This is a genomic window from Kocuria salina (assembly GCF_013368965.1).
Classification (GTDB): Bacteria; Actinomycetota; Actinomycetes; order Actinomycetales; family Micrococcaceae; genus Kocuria; species Kocuria rosea.
This window is the reverse complement of the sequence record NZ_SSSF01000003.1, coordinates 260100-276790: the sequence shown is the minus strand read 5'-3', so window position 1 is coordinate 276790 and position 16691 is coordinate 260100. Positions and strand designations below refer to the sequence as shown.

General features: G+C 68.8%; 33 protein-coding genes. 4 read left to right on the top strand and 29 right to left on the bottom strand.

Annotation, left to right across the window (positions count from 1 at the left end; translation table 11 throughout):
- From E7Z53_RS08130 to E7Z53_RS07990, 29 genes are all read right to left on the bottom strand, one after another.
- Positions 1-219 (bottom strand): hypothetical protein, encoded by a 219-nt coding sequence (locus tag E7Z53_RS08130; RefSeq protein WP_176337557.1) that lies wholly within the window; start codon positions 217-219, stop codon positions 1-3.
- 159 nt (positions 220-378) lie between these two features.
- On the bottom strand, positions 379-597 hold the full coding sequence (locus E7Z53_RS08125; RefSeq protein ID WP_176337556.1) for a hypothetical protein: 219 nt from the start codon (positions 595-597) through the stop codon (positions 379-381).
- 305 nt (positions 598-902) lie between these two features.
- Positions 903-1394 (bottom strand): HNH endonuclease signature motif containing protein, encoded by a 492-nt coding sequence (locus E7Z53_RS20765; RefSeq protein WP_176337555.1) that lies wholly within the window; start codon positions 1392-1394, stop codon positions 903-905.
- A 137-nt stretch (positions 1395-1531) separates the two neighbouring features.
- Positions 1532-2302 (bottom strand): hypothetical protein, encoded by a 771-nt coding sequence (locus E7Z53_RS08115; RefSeq protein WP_176337554.1) that lies wholly within the window; start codon positions 2300-2302, stop codon positions 1532-1534.
- Complete coding sequence (locus E7Z53_RS08110) at positions 2299-2451, bottom strand: hypothetical protein (protein ID WP_176337553.1); 153 nt, start codon at positions 2449-2451, stop codon at positions 2299-2301. Before E7Z53_RS08110 ends, E7Z53_RS08115 begins: the two co-directional genes overlap by 4 nt.
- Before the next feature lie 47 nt (positions 2452-2498).
- Entirely contained in the window at positions 2499-2843 is a 345-nt protein-coding gene (locus tag E7Z53_RS08105; RefSeq protein WP_176337552.1) for a VRR-NUC domain-containing protein, read from the bottom strand.
- The gene (locus E7Z53_RS08100; protein WP_176337551.1) at positions 2840-3844 is read right to left on the bottom strand and encodes a hypothetical protein; all 1005 of its coding nucleotides are present in this window, start codon (positions 3842-3844) and stop codon (positions 2840-2842) included. The genes E7Z53_RS08105 and E7Z53_RS08100 overlap by 4 nt, the downstream gene beginning before the upstream one ends.
- A gap of 155 nt (positions 3845-3999) precedes the next feature.
- Positions 4000-4287: a hypothetical protein gene (locus tag E7Z53_RS08095; RefSeq protein WP_176337550.1), complete on the bottom strand. Its 288-nt coding sequence runs from the start codon at positions 4285-4287 to the stop codon at positions 4000-4002.
- The gene (locus E7Z53_RS08090) at positions 4284-4508 is read right to left on the bottom strand and encodes a hypothetical protein (protein WP_176337549.1); all 225 of its coding nucleotides are present in this window, start codon (positions 4506-4508) and stop codon (positions 4284-4286) included. The genes E7Z53_RS08095 and E7Z53_RS08090 overlap by 4 nt, the downstream gene beginning before the upstream one ends.
- Positions 4505-4858 (bottom strand): DUF4326 domain-containing protein, encoded by a 354-nt coding sequence (locus E7Z53_RS08085; RefSeq protein ID WP_176337548.1) that lies wholly within the window; start codon positions 4856-4858, stop codon positions 4505-4507. The genes E7Z53_RS08090 and E7Z53_RS08085 overlap by 4 nt, the downstream gene beginning before the upstream one ends.
- Positions 4855-5205 carry a hypothetical protein gene (locus E7Z53_RS08080; protein WP_176337547.1) on the bottom strand — a complete coding sequence of 117 codons (351 nt, stop codon included), beginning with the start codon at positions 5203-5205 and terminating at the stop codon, positions 4855-4857. The genes E7Z53_RS08085 and E7Z53_RS08080 overlap by 4 nt, the downstream gene beginning before the upstream one ends.
- Entirely contained in the window at positions 5202-5423 is a 222-nt protein-coding gene (locus tag E7Z53_RS08075; RefSeq protein WP_176337546.1) for a hypothetical protein, read from the bottom strand. The genes E7Z53_RS08080 and E7Z53_RS08075 overlap by 4 nt, the downstream gene beginning before the upstream one ends.
- Complete coding sequence (locus E7Z53_RS20980) at positions 5423-6556, bottom strand: DNA translocase FtsK (protein WP_176337545.1); 1134 nt, start codon at positions 6554-6556, stop codon at positions 5423-5425. Before E7Z53_RS20980 ends, E7Z53_RS08075 begins: the two co-directional genes overlap by 1 nt.
- Positions 6553-6900: a hypothetical protein gene (locus E7Z53_RS08065; protein ID WP_176337544.1), complete on the bottom strand. Its 348-nt coding sequence runs from the start codon at positions 6898-6900 to the stop codon at positions 6553-6555. The genes E7Z53_RS20980 and E7Z53_RS08065 overlap by 4 nt, the downstream gene beginning before the upstream one ends.
- A complete protein-coding gene (locus E7Z53_RS08060) occupies positions 6897-7364 on the bottom strand; it encodes a DUF3263 domain-containing protein (RefSeq protein WP_176337543.1) in 468 nt (155 codons plus the stop codon). Before E7Z53_RS08060 ends, E7Z53_RS08065 begins: the two co-directional genes overlap by 4 nt.
- Entirely contained in the window at positions 7357-7698 is a 342-nt protein-coding gene (locus E7Z53_RS08055) for a hypothetical protein (protein WP_176337542.1), read from the bottom strand. The genes E7Z53_RS08060 and E7Z53_RS08055 overlap by 8 nt, the downstream gene beginning before the upstream one ends.
- 3 nt (positions 7699-7701) lie before the next feature.
- Entirely contained in the window at positions 7702-7950 is a 249-nt protein-coding gene (locus tag E7Z53_RS08050) for a hypothetical protein (protein ID WP_176337541.1), read from the bottom strand.
- Entirely contained in the window at positions 7947-8786 is an 840-nt protein-coding gene (locus E7Z53_RS08045; RefSeq protein WP_176337540.1) for a hypothetical protein, read from the bottom strand. The genes E7Z53_RS08050 and E7Z53_RS08045 overlap by 4 nt, the downstream gene beginning before the upstream one ends.
- Before the next feature lie 2 nt (positions 8787-8788).
- Positions 8789-9181 (bottom strand): hypothetical protein, encoded by a 393-nt coding sequence (locus tag E7Z53_RS08040; RefSeq protein WP_176337539.1) that lies wholly within the window; start codon positions 9179-9181, stop codon positions 8789-8791.
- Positions 9182-9184: 3 nt separating this feature from the next.
- Positions 9185-9814, bottom strand: a complete 630-nt coding sequence (locus E7Z53_RS08035) for a hypothetical protein (protein WP_176337538.1) — start codon at positions 9812-9814, stop codon at positions 9185-9187.
- Positions 9811-10887, bottom strand: coding sequence for a hypothetical protein (locus tag E7Z53_RS08030; RefSeq protein WP_176337537.1), 1077 nt, complete (start codon positions 10885-10887; stop codon positions 9811-9813). Before E7Z53_RS08030 ends, E7Z53_RS08035 begins: the two co-directional genes overlap by 4 nt.
- On the bottom strand, positions 10877-11347 hold the full coding sequence (locus tag E7Z53_RS08025; RefSeq protein WP_176337536.1) for a hypothetical protein: 471 nt from the start codon (positions 11345-11347) through the stop codon (positions 10877-10879). The genes E7Z53_RS08030 and E7Z53_RS08025 overlap by 11 nt, the downstream gene beginning before the upstream one ends.
- On the bottom strand, positions 11340-11519 hold the full coding sequence (locus tag E7Z53_RS08020) for a hypothetical protein (protein ID WP_176337535.1): 180 nt from the start codon (positions 11517-11519) through the stop codon (positions 11340-11342). The genes E7Z53_RS08025 and E7Z53_RS08020 overlap by 8 nt, the downstream gene beginning before the upstream one ends.
- Positions 11512-11877, bottom strand: coding sequence for a hypothetical protein (locus E7Z53_RS08015; protein ID WP_176337534.1), 366 nt, complete (start codon positions 11875-11877; stop codon positions 11512-11514). The genes E7Z53_RS08020 and E7Z53_RS08015 overlap by 8 nt, the downstream gene beginning before the upstream one ends.
- Positions 11874-12668: a phage antirepressor KilAC domain-containing protein gene (locus tag E7Z53_RS08010; RefSeq protein ID WP_176337533.1), complete on the bottom strand. Its 795-nt coding sequence runs from the start codon at positions 12666-12668 to the stop codon at positions 11874-11876. The genes E7Z53_RS08015 and E7Z53_RS08010 overlap by 4 nt, the downstream gene beginning before the upstream one ends.
- Entirely contained in the window at positions 12665-12874 is a 210-nt protein-coding gene (locus E7Z53_RS08005; protein ID WP_176337532.1) for a hypothetical protein, read from the bottom strand. The genes E7Z53_RS08010 and E7Z53_RS08005 overlap by 4 nt, the downstream gene beginning before the upstream one ends.
- Before the next feature lie 4 nt (positions 12875-12878).
- A complete protein-coding gene (locus E7Z53_RS08000; protein WP_176337531.1) occupies positions 12879-13469 on the bottom strand; it encodes a helix-turn-helix domain-containing protein in 591 nt (196 codons plus the stop codon).
- Positions 13470-13543: 74 nt separating this feature from the next.
- Positions 13544-13786 carry a helix-turn-helix domain-containing protein gene (locus tag E7Z53_RS07995; RefSeq protein ID WP_176337530.1) on the bottom strand — a complete coding sequence of 81 codons (243 nt, stop codon included), beginning with the start codon at positions 13784-13786 and terminating at the stop codon, positions 13544-13546.
- Positions 13783-14109, bottom strand: coding sequence for a helix-turn-helix transcriptional regulator (locus tag E7Z53_RS07990; RefSeq protein ID WP_217905564.1), 327 nt, complete (start codon positions 14107-14109; stop codon positions 13783-13785). The genes E7Z53_RS07995 and E7Z53_RS07990 overlap by 4 nt, the downstream gene beginning before the upstream one ends.
- 253 nt (positions 14110-14362) lie before the next feature.
- On the opposite strand from E7Z53_RS07990, the gene E7Z53_RS07985 reads away from it, so the two are divergent.
- The 4 genes from E7Z53_RS07985 (at position 14363) to E7Z53_RS07970 (ending at position 16590) form a co-directional block, all read left to right on the top strand.
- The gene (locus E7Z53_RS07985; RefSeq protein ID WP_176337529.1) at positions 14363-15184 is read left to right on the top strand and encodes a hypothetical protein; all 822 of its coding nucleotides are present in this window, start codon (positions 14363-14365) and stop codon (positions 15182-15184) included.
- Positions 15184-15417: a hypothetical protein gene (locus E7Z53_RS07980; protein WP_176337528.1), complete on the top strand. Its 234-nt coding sequence runs from the start codon at positions 15184-15186 to the stop codon at positions 15415-15417. The genes E7Z53_RS07985 and E7Z53_RS07980 overlap by 1 nt, the downstream gene beginning before the upstream one ends.
- A gap of 89 nt (positions 15418-15506) precedes the next feature.
- Positions 15507-16142: a hypothetical protein gene (locus E7Z53_RS07975; protein ID WP_176337527.1), complete on the top strand. Its 636-nt coding sequence runs from the start codon at positions 15507-15509 to the stop codon at positions 16140-16142.
- On the top strand, positions 16135-16590 hold the full coding sequence (locus E7Z53_RS07970; protein ID WP_176337526.1) for a hypothetical protein: 456 nt from the start codon (positions 16135-16137) through the stop codon (positions 16588-16590). The genes E7Z53_RS07975 and E7Z53_RS07970 overlap by 8 nt, the downstream gene beginning before the upstream one ends.
- The last annotated feature ends 101 nt before the right edge of the window (positions 16591-16691 follow it).

Genomic DNA, 16691 nt, shown 5'->3' with positions numbered 1-16691 from the left:
TCACCCCGGTCCGATCTTGTTCTTGCCACCGTGGTGGCCGGGCCAGATGCCGTTGACGTCGTGGGGCCACTGAGCGCAGATGCGCTTGGCGCGGGCCAGACCGACGTGCTTCACCAGGTTGCGCGTACACCGAGTGAAGTCGCCATCAGTTCCCCAACGGATCTTGAGCGCACCAGGCCCGCGCTTCCAGTACTTCTCCAGCTCGTTGTTGTCCGCCACCTCGTCACCACCTCAGTCGATGTCCGGCGCGTCCCACTCGATGAACCCCAGCGGTGCGTGCTGGAGCTGCCGCTCCTGGCCACACTCCCAACACCAGCCGGAGTAGACCGGCAACCGATCACACCCGGGGTTCTTGCACAGCGCCACACGTCCCACCGCTCACCACCGCCGCGACGACTGCTGGCCGCGCTCGCGGTCCACATTGCCGATCGCCTGGTCCGCGGTCGGATCCGAGTGGGTGCGCCGCTCCGGCTCGTCCCTGCTCATGTACGGGTTGTTCCCCGCGGCCCGCAGACCCCGCAGCACCCGCTCACCGCGGGCCTGCTCCACCCGGGCCTGCTGTTGCAAGCGGGCGTACGCGTCAGGATCACTAGCCATGTCGGCCTCCGGTGTTCTGTCTGATGCGGCGAGCAGGTCCGGCCCAGCAGTTTCGATGCCACCAGTTGAGTGCCGGCCTTCGGCCCGCCCGAGCGGGTGCCGTTGACTCGCCGCAAGTCTGAGCGCCGGCCCCGCCCTCGGGGGACGAGGGCGGGGCCGGGCGGACAGCCTGGTGGGCGCTCCCACGACAGATGCGCGGGGCGCTCGCTTAGAAGACCAGGCCGTGGATCCCGCGCGGGCCCGGGCTGCGTTGTCCGGCAGGCATGGCGCGGGAGTAGGGAGCGGCGCTCGCGGCGCCGGGCATATCAGGCGAAGGTTCGCTCTGAGAAGGTGAACAGGCGATCCCGCTCACGGATCGCTACGGCTTCGGCCTCTGCGATCGTGGGGTAGGTGCCGAATGAAGTTCGACGTCCGTTGTGCTTGATCTGGACTCGCCAGCCGCCAACTTCGCGGTACACGTTGCGGACGCCACTCGATTCATTGTTGGACTGGGCTCCGGACCTGTACTCACCATTCTGCTTGCGCGACGCAGGCCGAAGATGGGACGGATTCACACACATGAGCACGTGGCACACATGGTCAACTTCCACGCGATCGGGGATGGGCCCATGTTGCAACGAGTACGAAAAGCGATGCGCTCCGACGGGCCGGCCGTCTGCCCTGAAGTACCCGTACCCATTCCCACCCTTAGCGCCAGTCCATAGCCAACACCGACCCAAGTCCGGACAACGCTGAGGCACCGGCCCAGCCTTATCAACCTTGGCCCAGAACCGCTCTTCACGAGTAGGCTTGCTCATGTGATCGTCCTCCAGAGACGGTCGCCGCGCCCCCGGAGGTTGCCGCCTCGCGGGGGTTCTCCATGCAAAAGTGGTGCCGGACATCCTGCTCGTCCGACACCACTTCCATATTGATATGAATCATCCCCCAAAAACGCTCACACCGCAAGCACACGCGTCCGGCGCTCGCTGTGCTTCTTCGCGAGCATCCGGGCCTGTGCGTAGCTGTACGTGGCGGGTGCGCCCTCCTGGACGCATGCAATGAGAGGGGAGCGCCTTCGGTCCGGCCACTTCTCCACCGTCCGAGGTGAGACGTCGTAGCCCTCGAGCTGTAGCCATGAGGCGATCTGCTGGACGGTGCCGGTCATGGTCTCGAGGCGATCCATCAGCTGTACGTGCCGCCAGGCCTGCACGCTCGTGAGTTCGTGCCGTCCTCCGCAGCCGCGGCACCATGCCACGTCGGCGTCCTTTGGGGCAGTCAGCTCCACACCGCACTCACACGGTCCGTAGGCGATCCGCTCGGCGGCCGGCTGCATCACGCGCTCGGCCTGGGCCAGGGCGTCCGTCAGGTCCTGGGCGATCGTGTGCACGTGCGGGGATCGGGCGAGGGCGTCGAGGTGACCGAGGGCGCGAGCGACCATGTCGACCGGGGTCTCATCGAAGCGATGGCGTAGCTGCGGGTCGGCGGCGTTGGCGGCTGAGCGCAGGACGACGAGCAGGTCGTCCTTCCTGGTGGAGGCGGTCTCGTTGAAGGCCATCGGCGTGCCACCGGCTCCGGCGCCCCCGCCCTGGGCGTCCTGCCCAGTGATGGTGACGTCGAGCTCGCGCAGGGTCTCGGGGGTGGACCACAGGTGGTTGTGGAGCTGACCGAGGTGCTGGGTGCAGAGGGCGCCGGTCGTGGCTGGGGCGGTGCAGTAGCAAGTGCTCATGGCTTCTCCTCGAGGAGGGGGTGTCTGTGACGGTGGGGGCAGTCGGGCTCGATGAGGGACAGGACGTTGTAGAACTCCCCGTCGAGCTCCTGGTTGAACTTGAACTCGCAGATGCAGCCATACGGCCAGAGGTCGACAGGGCTGGTCATCGGCTGTCCATCCCAGCGCGGGGGCGGCTCCCGATAGGGGTAGGCGGTCACGAGCGGAGCTCCTGTTCGATGAGGCCGGAGAGGTAGTCGGAGGGGCGCCACACGGCGGCGTCGGATCCGCCGGCGGTGAGGCCGTCGATCCATCCGCGTTGGTCGGGGGAGACGCGGCCGGTCTCGGTCTTGAGCTCCCGGAAGATCGTTCGGCCCCGGACCGGGTGGACGAGCACGAGGTCAGGAAAGCCGGGGGCGGAGCGGCGGGAGTCGTAGGTGTGATAGCGCAGGGACCAGCCATGGCCGGCGGCGCGCTGCAGCATGAATGTCTGGAACTCGGTTTCGCTCCACCGGTACATCGGATCGTTGGGGGACGGTCTGGTCTTCTTGGTGGTGGTCACTTCCGCTTCCTCCTGCGGGGCCTCTTCCGCTTGCTTGGTCTGTGGTCATCTGGGCGTGGTCGGTCTGTGGGTGGGTTCTCGTGCCGGCTCTCCTCGGGGGGTGGGGTATCGCGTGACCCGGCCTTGCCAGGCCCTTCCTGACCCAGACCCTGCCCGGACCCTTCCCTTCCCTGCATGACCGAATCCGTCACCGCTGTCTTTGGCCGGGATTCGCCGGGGGAGCTTTCCGCCGCGCTGGGTGCGTCCTTCGACGGTCCAGGTTCCGGGGCCTGGGCTGGCTTCTGCTCGGGCGTCTGCACCGCGGGAGCGGGAGTCGTCGCCGAGTGGGCTGCAGCCTGGGCGCCGTTGGTCTGGCCGGAGGGCGCGGGGCGCGGGGAGGGCTTCTCCGAGGAGGTGACGGCCACGCCGTGCTTGGCGAGAAGGGTCACGGTGGTGTCTCGGTAGTAGGGCTGAGTCGGTGCGGGCAGCAGCGGTTTGTTCCACGACTCGAGGTCGTCCTGGCGTGCCGAGTTGCAGGACCGGCAGGAGACGATGAACGTCTCGACTGTTGCCTGTTTGCCCGGTTGCAGGTGGTCGTAGGTGCCGCCGCGGCCGGACTTCTGGTCACCGAAGATCACGACGTTGCTGCACCACCGACAAGCGTCGCCATCGCGTGTGCGGACGGGGATGACCAGGTCCATGTTCCGTGCGTCCCTGCGCCGCTGGTTCGCCCAATCGCGAGCCGTGCGCGGGATCATGTTGAACAGGTCCCGGTTCTCCACAAGCCGGAAGGCTGGCAGGCCCTCGTCCGTCTCGACCCGGATCATGTAGCCGGAGAAGACCGCCACGCGGGCGAGCTCCTCGGCCCGGGCGAAGCCCGCGGTCTGACGCCACATGCCCATCGGCACGACGTAGTCGCCCTCCAGTGCGGCGACCTGGGCCATGCATCGCAGCACCGCCCCGGCGACCTCGTTGACGATCCGCTCGTCCGCCTCAGGTAGCTCCAGCGGCTTGAGGACCACAGGGTGGTTGGCGAACGTGTCCGAGAGAGCCCCCCACGACATCAGGCACCCACCTCCGTCGCCGCCACGGAGGCGGCCGGGACCCGCTCGACAGCCGTGAGGCCGGAGTCAGGGCGGTGGGTGGATGGTGCTGGTGGAAGCATGCGAGGGGTCTCCTAGCGGGTGCGGTGGATCAAGACGGTGGTGGCGGGGTCGAGGCGCCGGGTGCTGGTGCGGCCGTCGCGGTATCGAAAGGCCAGGACCACGGCATCGGAGTAGGTCTCGGCGCCGGTCAGGACGACCAGGCCGGGACCGTCCGAGGTGCCGATGCTGATCAGCCGCCCCGCGTAGGCCTCCGTGGCCGCCACGACCCCGGCCGGGGCCGAGTGCGACCGGGAGAAGTCCCTAGGTCCGGCCGGGGTATCGCGGCGAGCGCCGTTGCCCATGAGCTGCGGGCGGTTCATGGCCGGGCTTTCTGCCGGCGCCAGTCGCGCCAGTACTGGGCGATGTTCCATCCGTTGGTGCGGGCCCAGATGGTGATCGGGCCGCCGGTGAACAGGTCGTTGGCGTTGCGGGTGCTCCAGCGTTGGCCGCACCAGCAGGTCCAGGAGACGCCCGGGCCGAGCTGGTTGGGGGCGGTGAGCTCGCAGTTGTGCGGGGCGGGGTGCTGACCGTAGGCGGTCATGGCCGGCCCCCGTTCGCGATCTCCAGGAGGACGTCTGCGTGGCACGGCTGATCGAGCGGGCACCAGCAGGCGAGGTTCTTCCCTCGGAGCTCCGCTAGCTGCACATCGTCGGCACGGAGCGCGATCGGCCGGTAGAGGTCAGCGGCCTCCTGCCGCCGTTCACGCAGGTTGCCTTCACGATCGGTCGAGCAGACGACACGGGACCCGCCCGGCTCTACCCACATGAATCCACCGTCACGCACGACCTTGTGCGGGTTGCCCCACTTCGAGCCACGCCCGACGTAGACGGTGTTCTCGGGCATCCGCCAGCCCTTCGTGCGGCGGCGCTGGATCCGCTTCGGGGCGCTCATGCCTCGTCCCTCCCTTGCAGGGCATGGTCGATGAGCCTCTGGTCGTCCTCGTAGTAGGCCTTGAACGGGTTGAGGGCTTCGACGAGGATGAGCTCGCGCGCCCGGACGATCGCGGAGGCCGGGACGACATCGCTGATACCGGTCCCGCTGCCGCCCCACATGAGGATCTGGAAGAGCGGCGTGGTCTGCGGGCCGGTGATGCGCTGCGGAATCACACGGGCGAGGCATTCCTGGAACTGTCCGCCGTCGGGGTAGAAACCGGACGCCACCCACAGGCTCTCTTCCTCAGCCACGGTCCATGGCATGCGGGCCGCCCGCTCCACGGCCGTCGGGTCGGGGGCGGTCATGGCCGGGTTCCTTTCGGGTGGAAGGCGGGCGGGCAGGTGCAGGCGACGATCTCGTCCGTGACCTCGTTGAGGGCCACGCCGTCGCAGTTGCCGTGCTTCCCGGAACGGCACTCCGGGCAGATCGGGGCGCGAGCCGCCCGCCGTACTTCGGCCACCCGGTGATCGGAGTGACAGATGCACGTCCCGTCCGGGAGCTGCCGGTGCTTCGCGAGTTCCATCAGGAGTCCTTCCGGTCGGTGGGGAGGGCGGCGAGCGCGTCGTCCAGCCCCTCAGGCTGAATCAGGACGTCGCGGGCGCGGCTGGGTTGCTCGGTGGGGCTGAGGATTCCGTGCTCCTCGAGTTTTTCGGCGAGGCGGAGGGCCCGGGCGAAGCCGACGCGGAGCTTGCGCTGGAGCATGGACACGGATCCGAACTGGGTGGTGATGACGAGCTCGGCGGCCTGGCGAAGTAGGGCGTCGTCGTCGGTCGGGGCGGGGGTTGTCTCTCCGAGTGCCCGACGGATGTCGCCCTGCTGGAATTCGACGGTGATGCCCTGTTCGGCCATGTCGCGGACGACGTCGGTCATGGCCTCGTCGACCATGCCGATCACCTCGGAGCGGAAGCTGTCGTGCTCCTGGCGGCCGTCAAGGGCGGCGTCGAGGCGCGGGTGCCAGTGGGCGTAGGCCAGGCCTTCGGCCGGGGTTTCCGTGGGCCAGCCGGAGCAGTAGCCCATGAAGTGACGACCCACCTGGATGTAGATGTCGGTGCCTCCGGCGACGCGGAACTCCGCGTCGTCCTTGTACAGCTTCGTCGCGGCGCGGAAGCGGCCGAGCAGGTCCGGGTCGGTGGAGAGCTCCGCGGGGGAGGAGGGGGCGAGCACCGAGGCGCGGAGCTTGGACCACATGCGTTCGGGTCCGTAGTCGCGGGCGTCGAGGCCGGCCATGCGGACGCGGCGGCCGCCGAACATCTTGTCGGCTTCCACGAACTCCACCTCCGTGCGGCGCTCCTCCTTCGCTGGCAACTGCTCCCCGGTCTTCGGGTGGAACTCCGGGGGGAGCTTCGTCACCTGGTGGGTGACGGTGATCTCCACGACCGTTTCCTCCCGCGCGGCGAGCACTGCGGGGATCTGCGCGGCGTCGTCCTTGAACAGGGCGAAGTCCGTCAGCTCCCCGTCCCAGTCGTCCGCGTACAGCGGCACCGAGGCCGTCGCGCCCGTGCCGCCGCCGGACCCGGAGATCAGCAGCTCCGCGGACGAGGTCACGTGGAAGTGCATGCACGAGACAGCGTCGTTGTCCTTGTCGCGGGGCACGTGCGGTGCCACCGCCTTGATCGCCTTCGCCAGGTCCGCCCCAGCCACACTGATCACGCTCATGGCCGGACCTCCTCATAGGGGTTGGCCTGTCGTCCGTAAGCGCCGCCGTGGTAGGCGTCTACGTTGCCCGCGCTATAGCCCTGCTTCCACGCCTGCCGGGCCACGTCCTTCCACGTGGTGAGCGTCGCCGCGAGCGCGAGCTCGCGGTACTCGATCATGGTCTCGTGTTGGATGACGCCCCGGTCCCACGCGGTGAGGGCGTGCTGTCGGACCTCGATGCGGTACTGGGCAAGCTGCTCGACCGTGAGGCCGTCCTGGGCGTTGATAAAGCGTTCGGCGTACTGCTCGGCGAACAGGGCGCGGGCGGTTGCCTCGTTCATGGGGGTGAGGTCGATGTCGGTCATGGTCTGTGGCCCTCTCGTTGGGTGCGGAGCCGGTCACACAGGGCCGGTTCCAGACGGTTCGCTTCGGGGTGATCGATGAGCTGGTTGAGGCGCTGGTAGTAGCGGGTCGGGGTGACCCCGCCGTACCGGCCGCCGATGACCTCGGCCGCCCGCTGGTCCTTCGCCCCCTGGTACTTGAAGACCTCCTTCTCCAGCGCGAGGATCTCCAGGTCCACCTCCACCAACACAGCCGGGTCCAAGGGCGGGACGACACGGGCCGGACGGGCGCCCTGCTGCACCGCCGGGGCGTCAGTGGGGCCGTGGGACGGGCAGGAACCGTCGACCTTCGCGCGGTCCTCGGCCCGGCCGTAGCGGCCCACACCGCACGTGCACCCGTGCATGGGGCAGGCGTTGGAGCGGCGGGCGGCCTTGCCCTCCCGGGCGGGGAGGCAGCAGCAGGTCTCGGACGGGGCGGTCTCAATCACCGGTGGCCTCCTGGTGGGTTTCGGTGAAGGCCTTGTCTGCGTAGACGTCGTAGTGGGCCTCCTCGTGGCCGCGGATGAGATAGCAGCAGTTCTCCTCGTCGGCGGAGTAGAGACCGCATTCGGGGTCCGGGCAGTTGTGGTCGTACTTGTGGGTGCCGCAGAAGTACTTGCTGCACCCGGGCTCTTCCTCGTCCTTGTGGCCGAGGGGGTTGCGGCCGCAGAGGTATCCAAGGCCGCGGTCGATCTCGGTGGTGCAGCCTTTGGCGTCGCATTGGGCTCGGACGCCGTACCCGGCCTCTCGGCCGTCGGGGAGGGTGTAGTAGCCGTAACCCATGGGTCAGCGCTCCTTCCGCTGCTCGTGGTACCAGTGCAGGAAGATCGCGCCCCAGCCGGTGCCCAGGACGTTGACGAGCTCGTTGGCGACGTCGCGCGCGGTGGCCCAGCCGTAGTCGGTGGAGATGGTTCGGGCCGCGGCGCAGATCTCGTCCGGGGTCATCGACTGGGCCGTGGCGGCTTCGCGGATGCGGGCCTGGAACTGCTGGCGGGCCGTGAACGGGACCGGAGGACGGGTGCTGGTGGTGGTCATCGGTCAGCCCTCCCCGCCGGCACGGGCCCGGCGGCGGCGTGGAACGGGCCGTGCTCGGCGAGCGCCGGGCCCCAGACCGTGGAGATACGGGACGGCTTTCCTGTGATGTCCGAGGGGAGCACCTCGCGCGTCCACCGGCCGGTGTCCTGGTTGAAGTCCCATCGGTTGCAGGTGACGTCGTGCAGGGTGTCGGCACAGGGTGGCTCGGAGCCCCAGACGGGGTAGATGCCCTGGGCGTTGAGCTCCTTGCCGCCGTCGGGCTTGTCGAGGTAGCGGTCGACGTAGTCGCGCTGGGCCTTCACGTGGTCCTCGAGGTCCCCGGCGTCGGTGTGCCCGGCAGGGCGCACCGCGCTGCGGATCCGGTCGATGAACTGGGCCACGGCGGCCGGGGTGCCGGCCGGGATCGGGTCGCCCAGACCGATCACCAGGGACCCGGGGCGGGGCGCGTCGCCCTCTTCGTCCTCGGTCTCCGCGTCGTCCTCCTCCGCGGGGCCGGAGTCGGTACACCCGGTGACGATGTAGGACGCCAGCTCGATCGCCTGCCACGCCCACCCGGCGAGCATGTGACCATCGGAGGCGCGCGGGGCGCCCAGCACCCGGCGCGCCGCGTGAAGCGCCTCGACACGGGCCTTCTGCTCGTCGGTCAGCTCCACCGGTGGGGAGAGCCTGGTGATCTGCGGAACCGGGGACGCATAGCCTCCCCGGCGACCCTCGGCCTGCACAGCCTTGTCCAGGTGCTCGCCGAGCTCCTCGGCGACCGCGGCCCGGGCCGCCGTGCGCGACGGGTCCAGATCGGCCGGGGTCGGGAACTTCCGCTGCTGATCGTTGGTGCTCATGGTCATGCCTCCTGCGTGGATGGGGTGGTGGACTCGATCGAGGCGAGCGCCGCGCGGTACTTCCGGCGCCAGGTCCTCTTGTGCTCGACGGGAAGGGACTCGTAGTTCACGACCGGCTTCATGCCGTCGGCCTCGTACTGGCCCAGATAGAAGCGCGCCACCCGGGCGTCGTCGGTGGCGTCGACCTGGTCGCTGATCCACCCGCGGAGCGCCGCGAGCGCGAGATCACGGTCGTCCGGGCACTGGGGCGGGTGGGCGGCGAGGTCGGTCTCGAGGACTCGTGCGCACGCTTCGATGCGGGCGAGGCGGGTGGGGTGGTGCTCGTTGAGCTGCCGGATGACCGTCTCGGTGCTGACGATCGGGTGGCTTCGCGGGGTGCTGGGTTGCTCGGTCATGGGTCAGTCCTCCTGGGTGGTGTGGTTGGCGTTGGTGGTGAGGTCGGAGTGCAGGGCCCGAAGGAACGCCGAGGCGGGCTTGCCGCAGGGCTCCGAGCAGTACGGGGCGGTGACCGGGCCGAAGCCGAGGATTTGCCCTCCCCGGCCGTGGCCGGTGAAGGCCCGACCGCAGACGACGCAGACGTGGTGGTCGAAGAGCGAGCCCTTCCGGTGCGTGCCGCACGAGAGGCTCCCGCCGCGGGCGAGGCGGGCGCACACGTCGCACCCGTCGGGTACCTCGTGCTCGACCAGATACAGGACGCCCTCCCGGACGAGGCGTTCGATCGACCGGTAGTGCAGGTATCGGTCCTGGCAGCGCCCGCAGTAGGCGAGCGACCAGTGGTCGCCGTCGTCCTGCATCCCGCAGTAGGCGCCGGAGCCGACCGAGGACAGAGACCCGGAGCCACAGAAGCCGCAGTGCTGGTCCGTGGTCAGGTACCGGGAGCCGTCCTCCCGGACCACGGCCACTCGCACGTGAAACGCGACCCAGGCGCCCGCCCCGGACTCAGTCGCGGAGACCGGGCCGACCGGCGAGTCAGCGGAGCCCAGCAGCTCGAGGAGGTCCAGCTGCCCGTCGATCACCTCGGCGGTCATGCCGCACGCCCTGGGGTGTCGAAGAGCGACTCCCTGCGGATGTCGCTGTGCCACAGCTCCAGCTCGCGCGGCTCGTACATCCACGACGACCCCTGGCCACGAGTGCGAGGAGGTGCCCCGTAGGTCTTGAGGAAGCTGCGGAACGTGCTGTAGCCGATGTCCAGGTGCGCGGCCGCTTGGTAGCCGTTCAGCGTCCCCGTGGGTGCCTCCACCGGGATCTGGTCTTCGCCCTTGTCGGTGACGGTGGCGAGGATCTCCTCGGACGTGACGATCGGGCGGCGGTACGCGGGCGGGGTCGAAGCCCCGCCGCGCTTCTGTGCGTAGGCGAGAGCGAGCGCGCGGCGCTGTTCGGGCGTGCTGGCAGGCCTCGGGCGCCGCTGCTCCTCAATGACCGTCCTCCGGGCCGGAGCTGTCGGGCCGGGCATCTCGTGGACCCACGGCCGCGGGGCCGGCGCGCTGGTCTGCGTGCCGTGCATGCGGTCCAGTGCCGCCATGTCGTGCGTGTCCGACGCCGGGGCCAGCGCGGCGAGGACGGCCGCGGAGGGCTCGCGGCGGGGCCGGGCCGGGCGGCGCACGGGACGGGCGGTCTTCGGCGTCTCCTTGATGTCACGGGCCACCGGTGCCGACGCCTCCAGGGAGGCGGTCGCCGCGGGGTTCCGCGACTCGTCCAGGGGGACCGCGCGGTCCTCGCGAGCGATGATGCTCGGCGTCACGGAGTAGTGCTTCACCGGTGCGGCGGGCTTGGGGCCCGGCTTGGCGGTGGCCTCGTCAGCGGCAGCCTCGCGGCGTGCCCGCCCGTGGGCCGCACCGTCGCGCTTGATCCACTCCGGCAGCGCATCCATCGCGGCCTGCGCCGCGTCCAGAGCCACGGCAGGCGCCGGGGCAGGGGCGGGTACGGCGACCGGGGTGTCCTCTCGCACCGGAGTGAGGTTGTGGCGGTCGAGGCACTTCAAGCACACCCGGCCGTAGTCGACGGTCCGCACGCCGAGGCGCTCACCCACCTGGGCGCGCTTCCGCCTGGCGGGGGCCAGCAGGTGCGAGCACCTACAGCAGAACTCCATCTCACGCGGCATCGGAGACACCGCCCTCCGCGGATGGGCGGGTGCCGTCCTCGTTGATCAGGCCCAGCTGGCGGAGCAGACGCGGCAGCGCGTGCAGCGCCCCGCCGCCCGTGCCGTGGTGCTCGAGCATCTGCTCCTGGCCCTGCTCGTCGATCAGCCAGATCTCCCACTCCGCGACGAACAGCCGCGGACCGCGGGAACCGGACAGGTTCCGGGGATCGGCGCCCGGCAGCGTGATCACGTGCCCATCGATCGATCGGACCCGCAGACGCGGGCCGTCGGTGCGGCGCGGACGACGGGTCGGGTCGGTGATCGGCGGCGTCAGGACGGACTGGACGAGGTGCACGGGAGACTCCTTGAAGTGCTGGACGGCAGGGATGCGCTCGAGCGCGGTGTGCAGCTGCTCGACAGCCGCGGGCCCGGACTCACTCATGCCCGCGAGCGCGGTGAAGAAGCGGTTGAGGTCAGCCACGGTGTCCGCCTCCTTGGGTGCGGTCGGCGCGGGCGGCGGCCGGCAGGAGGGCGGAGCTGAGGGCGATGAGGGTGAGCAGGGCGACGATGGGCAGGCCGCCGGTGAGCGGGCCGGCCGCGGGGCCGAGCAGGTTGGTGATCGCGGTGACGATGGCGAGGAGCAGGTCAGACACGGTGGGTCTCCTGTGGGGTGTCGTAGATCGCGCGGATCGTGGAGCAGCGGTCGGTGCCGTCGTGGGTGTGGTCGTGGGTCATGACGCACATGGACATCTGGTGTCCGGACCCGTCGGTGCAGCACGTTGCGCAGACCACGGACAGCACGTGGGTGTTGCGGGAGTGTCTGGCGCCGGTGCAGACGGGAGAGGTGGGGTGGGCGCAGTCCTGGCAGACCGTGACGGGTGCGTGGAGGGCTTCGACGCGGGCGAGGACGGCGAGCAGCACTTCACGGTCGGAGGCGAGGTCGGCCGCGTGGTCGTGGGCGCCGGCCGGGGACTGCCGGTGGGCGTTGCGGACCTCTTCGATGGGGCTCATGCCGCCGCCTCCTGGGAGAGGCGTGTGCGGATGGCGTCCAGGCCCTTGGCCGTGACCCGCACCTGCGGGGTGTCCATGACGCGTTCCCCGGTCTCGGGGTGGAAGTGGAAGCGGGCGCGCTCGGTGAGGCGGCCGAGGTCCACCTGGGCCTGCTTGGCGCGGGGCTTGCCCTGGTGGCGGTAGATCCACCCCCAGTCCTCGAGGCGGTTCCGGAGGCGCTTCTCGCCGATGATCCGGCTGGTGTTCCGGGAGATCTCCTTGGCCGCCTCGTTCACGGACACGTCGCCGGTGGAGGAGAGGAAGGAGTCCCAGGCCTCGGCCTTGGGCTTGGCCTCCTCGAGCTGCGCCTGCTGGGCCTTGATCGTGGAGTCGGCCTCGATCAGGGCCCGCGCCATGAGTTCCGGGCCGGTCAGCTCTCGGGACGGTGCGCTCTCGGCCTCACGGGTGCGGATCGCGAAGTAGGACTGGGCGGCGGCGACCTCGGGCTTGCGCGGGTCGCCGTTCATCGCGACGAGGTAGGCGGCGTAGCGGGAGAGGCGGTAGTCCTCGCGGGGCCGGCCGCCGGACTTTTCGGTGACGGCAACGAAAAGCTCGGCGGGGTCCATGCCCTGGTTCACGGCCGTGGCCTTGGCGCGGTCGATGGACGCCACGAAGTTGCGCCAGTCGGCGCCGTAGCCCTGCAGCGGCATCATGTCGCGGGCGGACCAGTACTCGGCGCCGTGCTCGTCGACCTGGCGGATGGAGTCGAACGGGGACACCTGCTGTCCCTCGAACAGAGTCAGATCGGTCATCGGGTTCCCTCCCTCGTGTTGTCCCGGGCGATCCGCAGGAACAGGTCCGTGCCGACGGCCTCGGTGATGTGCATGGCGGTGGCGTCGCGGAGGTCGTGCACGATGTCCGAGACGATGTAGGCGAGCGGGTCGAGCCCGGCCCGGGTCAGGGCCGCGGTGACGACGTCCGTGGGCGCGGTCGTGGCGAGCAGGCACATGGCGATCACCGGGTCAGCCGCGGCGGTTGCGGTTGTCCATGGCGCGGGCTCCGGCGAGCGCCAGGGGCCAGGAGAGAGCCAGCCAACCGGCCACGCCGGCGGTCGCCGCAGCGCCGGTGTGACCGACGACGAGGGTGATCAGCGAAGCGACCACGAACAGTGCACCGACGACGGCTCCGAGCACGGCGATCGCCTCTACACGTCGGTCAGCCGCGGTGCGGGGCTTGGCCGGCGGGAGCCCGGGCCATGAGCGCGGAGCTGCCGGGACGATCCGCTCGTGCCAGGGAGTGGCGTCGTACTGTTGGGCGACGGCGAGGAACATGGGGGCGGCGATGCCGAGCTTCTTCTTCAACGCCGCGGCGCGCCCCTCCGTGAGTTCGACCTCGCCGGCCTCGAGGCGGGCGACGTAGTCGATCCCGTACCGGTCGTTGATGCACAGGGCCGCGGCTACCTGGCCGCGAGAGTAGCCATGGGCCCGGCGGGACTGGGCGATACGGTCACCGACGTAGCGGCGGGCCTCGGGACTCAGACCCGGGCGTACCGGGTTCCGAGCCAGACGGACCGCTGGGTGATTCGGGGACTGGTGCATCTTGTCGATAGACATCGGTAGACTCCTTCTCGGATTCATTGGCTTGGATCTGTCGGCCGCCGCCTGTTGCACCAGGTAGGCGGCCTTCTTCATGCGGTGCGGGGGAGAGCGGACAGGACCGGCCCTGCGGTGGCCCGAGCCGTCTCGATACGGAACTGCTCGATCCAGCTGTCGAGGTCCTTGACGACGTACTGCACACGACCGGCGACCTTCAGATAGGCCGGCCCCACGTTCTGCGAGCGCCAGTTCGCCAGCGTCTTCTCGGTGAGCCCCAGGTATGTCGCGGCCTCCGCCGCCTTCAAACGGGCCTTCGGCTCCATCGGGGCGATCACGCCGCTACTCCATTACGGGTGGCATCTGTGTCATTTGTCAGCGAAGACATGGGTTTTTCCTCCTGGGCCTCGAACAAGTCCTCCCACGGCACGTCGAGACGAGCGGCGATGGCAATGGCCAGATCCTCGGAAAGCGTCTTCATGCTGCCTTTCTCGAGGAGGTGGATCGTGGTTTGCGAGCGACGGACGAGGAAGGCGAGGTCTCGCTGGCTGTAGTGCCGTTGCTTCCTCCATCGACGAATCCGCGCCGGATCCTTCACTTTCATCCAGATGTCCCTTCGTGGGGCGCATTTGCCGCGCTTGGTGATCGGTACAACAGCCATGATGCTCTCCTTCAATCGATCTGACAAGTAGATCATGTGTCAGATGTAATTGGTTGTCAACATGATTACCGTTCAAACAGCTTCATGACCTGCAATACTGCATCTGTCACTTGTCACGCCGTGAGTGCTGACATGTTCCGCAAGTCCACCACCTCCGAGGATCGTTACCGCTGTGAAAGCACCCCAAACGCTCCGAGACCTCGTGGTCCGAGCCCAAGTCCGCCACCATGCGTCAGGACGGCAGTTGGCGGCCATGGCTCAGAAGCACGGGTTCGCCATCACGAGCACCACGATCAATCACCTGAAGGCCGGCACTTACAAATCCCGTCCGTCAGATATGACGATTCGTGCACTCGGTTGGCTGGCTGGCGTCAGCGAAGAGGCTGCTTTCACAGCGGCAGGCCGACCGGCACCCGGGCCTCCGCTGGCAGACGAGCTGCCCGACGGCGTGAACAACCTCTCGCCCAAGGCCCGCCAGGCTGTCATCGACCTACTGCGGGTGCTCGTGGCAGCAGAGGAGAGTGGTGGCGATGCAGAAGCCGCCCCCATTACGCGTGCGGGGGAGAGCCCCGCGACAGAGGATGTGCTCGTGCCGGATGAGCCCAAGACAGCTGACGATCAAGCACAACTCGTCAGGCGAGCGCGCCGCGCCCTCCTGCAGCTGGACTCAATCGACCTAGCCACGGCAGGTACGGACAAGCGGGCCGAGTACAACGCGAAGCATGCGCTGTCCTACTCGTCTCGCGTACTCGCCGATGTGGACCCCTCGCACCACCTGCACAACTACCCCGTTTACGCGAACATGCACAGCGTCCCCGAGGAAGCACTGGAAGACGACTGGACCATCGAGTCTTTCCACGAAGGCCTTAGCTATGCCCTCGAACGACTGACGTCCGGCGAGAAGGGCGACGAGCTGGCCCGCCGGCGCCGCGAACGTGGCGGTCTGGAGGTTGTGCCGCCGCGTCCGGATGAGGACACGATGGCCGCCTACGACGAGCCGCAGCAGAGCATCCTGGAGCGCGATCAGCAGGACGCGGACGCTGAGGGGTCGCAGGTTCCTCCGGAGGAGGACTGATGGGTGGTGAGCCGGGGCGGCAGGTGTGGGCGCTGATCAAGGTGCTGGTGGGTCGCGGTTGGACCTACAAGAGCTCGAACCCGCGGGCGCATCCGGCTGGGGTGATCAAGTGTGGGAAGGGTTGTCAGAAGTCGATCTGGACGAGCCCGAAGGCGGGGGATGAGGAGCAAGTGAAGCGGATCAAGGCCTACGTGAAGCGGTGCCCACACGGGCTGCGTGTCACCGGCCTGTAGTGCAATCCATTCGTGACACGCCGCCCGTCAAATCTGTTGGACATTCCCAACACCGCGTGCACATACTAGCCGCACGAAGGAGACACACCATGCGCCGTACCTATCAAGCCCGAGTCATCACCGAGCCGTTCGACATCGAAGACCCCGACCTGTCCCAGCGGTTCTTCGACGCGGCCCTGGGGGTGTACCCCGCGGCCATTGACGACCTGCACGAGCTGGAACTCATCGTCGAAGCCGACACCGAGGAGGACGCGGTGCGCACCATGGAGCGGTTCCTGCACGACTTGGAACCGCACCTGCGAGCGCTGCGCTTCGAGCACGAGCTCGTGACGCTGAGTGAGATCGCGGAGCGGTTCGACGTCACTCACGAGGCTGCGCGCTTGTGGGCGCAGGGCACCCGTGGTCGGGACTTCCCAAAGCACTACCAGGCTGCCGGCACGGTGCAGCTGTGGTCCTGGCACGAGGTGTACCTGTGGGGTCTCACCCGGCGGCAGCCCATCGACGAGGTGCACGAGGACATGCCGCTGAGCCCTGGCATCATCGCGTGCGCCAACGCGCGGATGGCCGGGGCCGCGGAGAACAACGGCAACTGGGTGCCAGGGCACGTGGCGTTCACTGTCGGGCCCGCCACGATCCACACTTCGATGCGTGCCGTGGCCTTCGAGGGTCACCGTGTGTCCGAGCTGTTTAGGTCTTACCACGGGAGGGTTCCCGAGGATGCCTGAGCGTGCCGCGCCCCAACAGATCGACTCTTATGAGGATCTGTACCCGCACGTCCACATCAGCGGCATCCAGTACTACGACATCCACGCCCGGGCCACACCCGAGCAGCAGGAGCCGGGGGTCAGCGCTGAAGGCGCACCCGTGGAGCCCGAGCTTGACCTGAAGCTGAGCAAGACCACCAATGGCATGGGGATGCGGATCCGGTTCGAGACCGACACCCCCGTCGGCTACGTCCTGGTCGACGGGGCGATGCTCTTCGACTACGACCAGCCCCTGGAAGTGAGCGAAGCCGCCGCGCTGGAGTTCGTCAACCGCACTGGTTTTATGGCCTACGTGCCCTACCTACGCCAGATGCTCGAAGACGTAACCGGGCGTTGCTTCGCCCACCCCCTGCGGCTGCCCATCATTGCCCTCGGGGACTTCCGCTTCGGGGACTCCGCCGAAGCCTAAGACCCAGCGTCCAATAAGGATGAGGTGGCGGCCGACGACGGCCAGAACAAGGACCACTAGTTCCCGGGGAAGGTGCGGCACGACGCCGGCCAGGCGCCCAG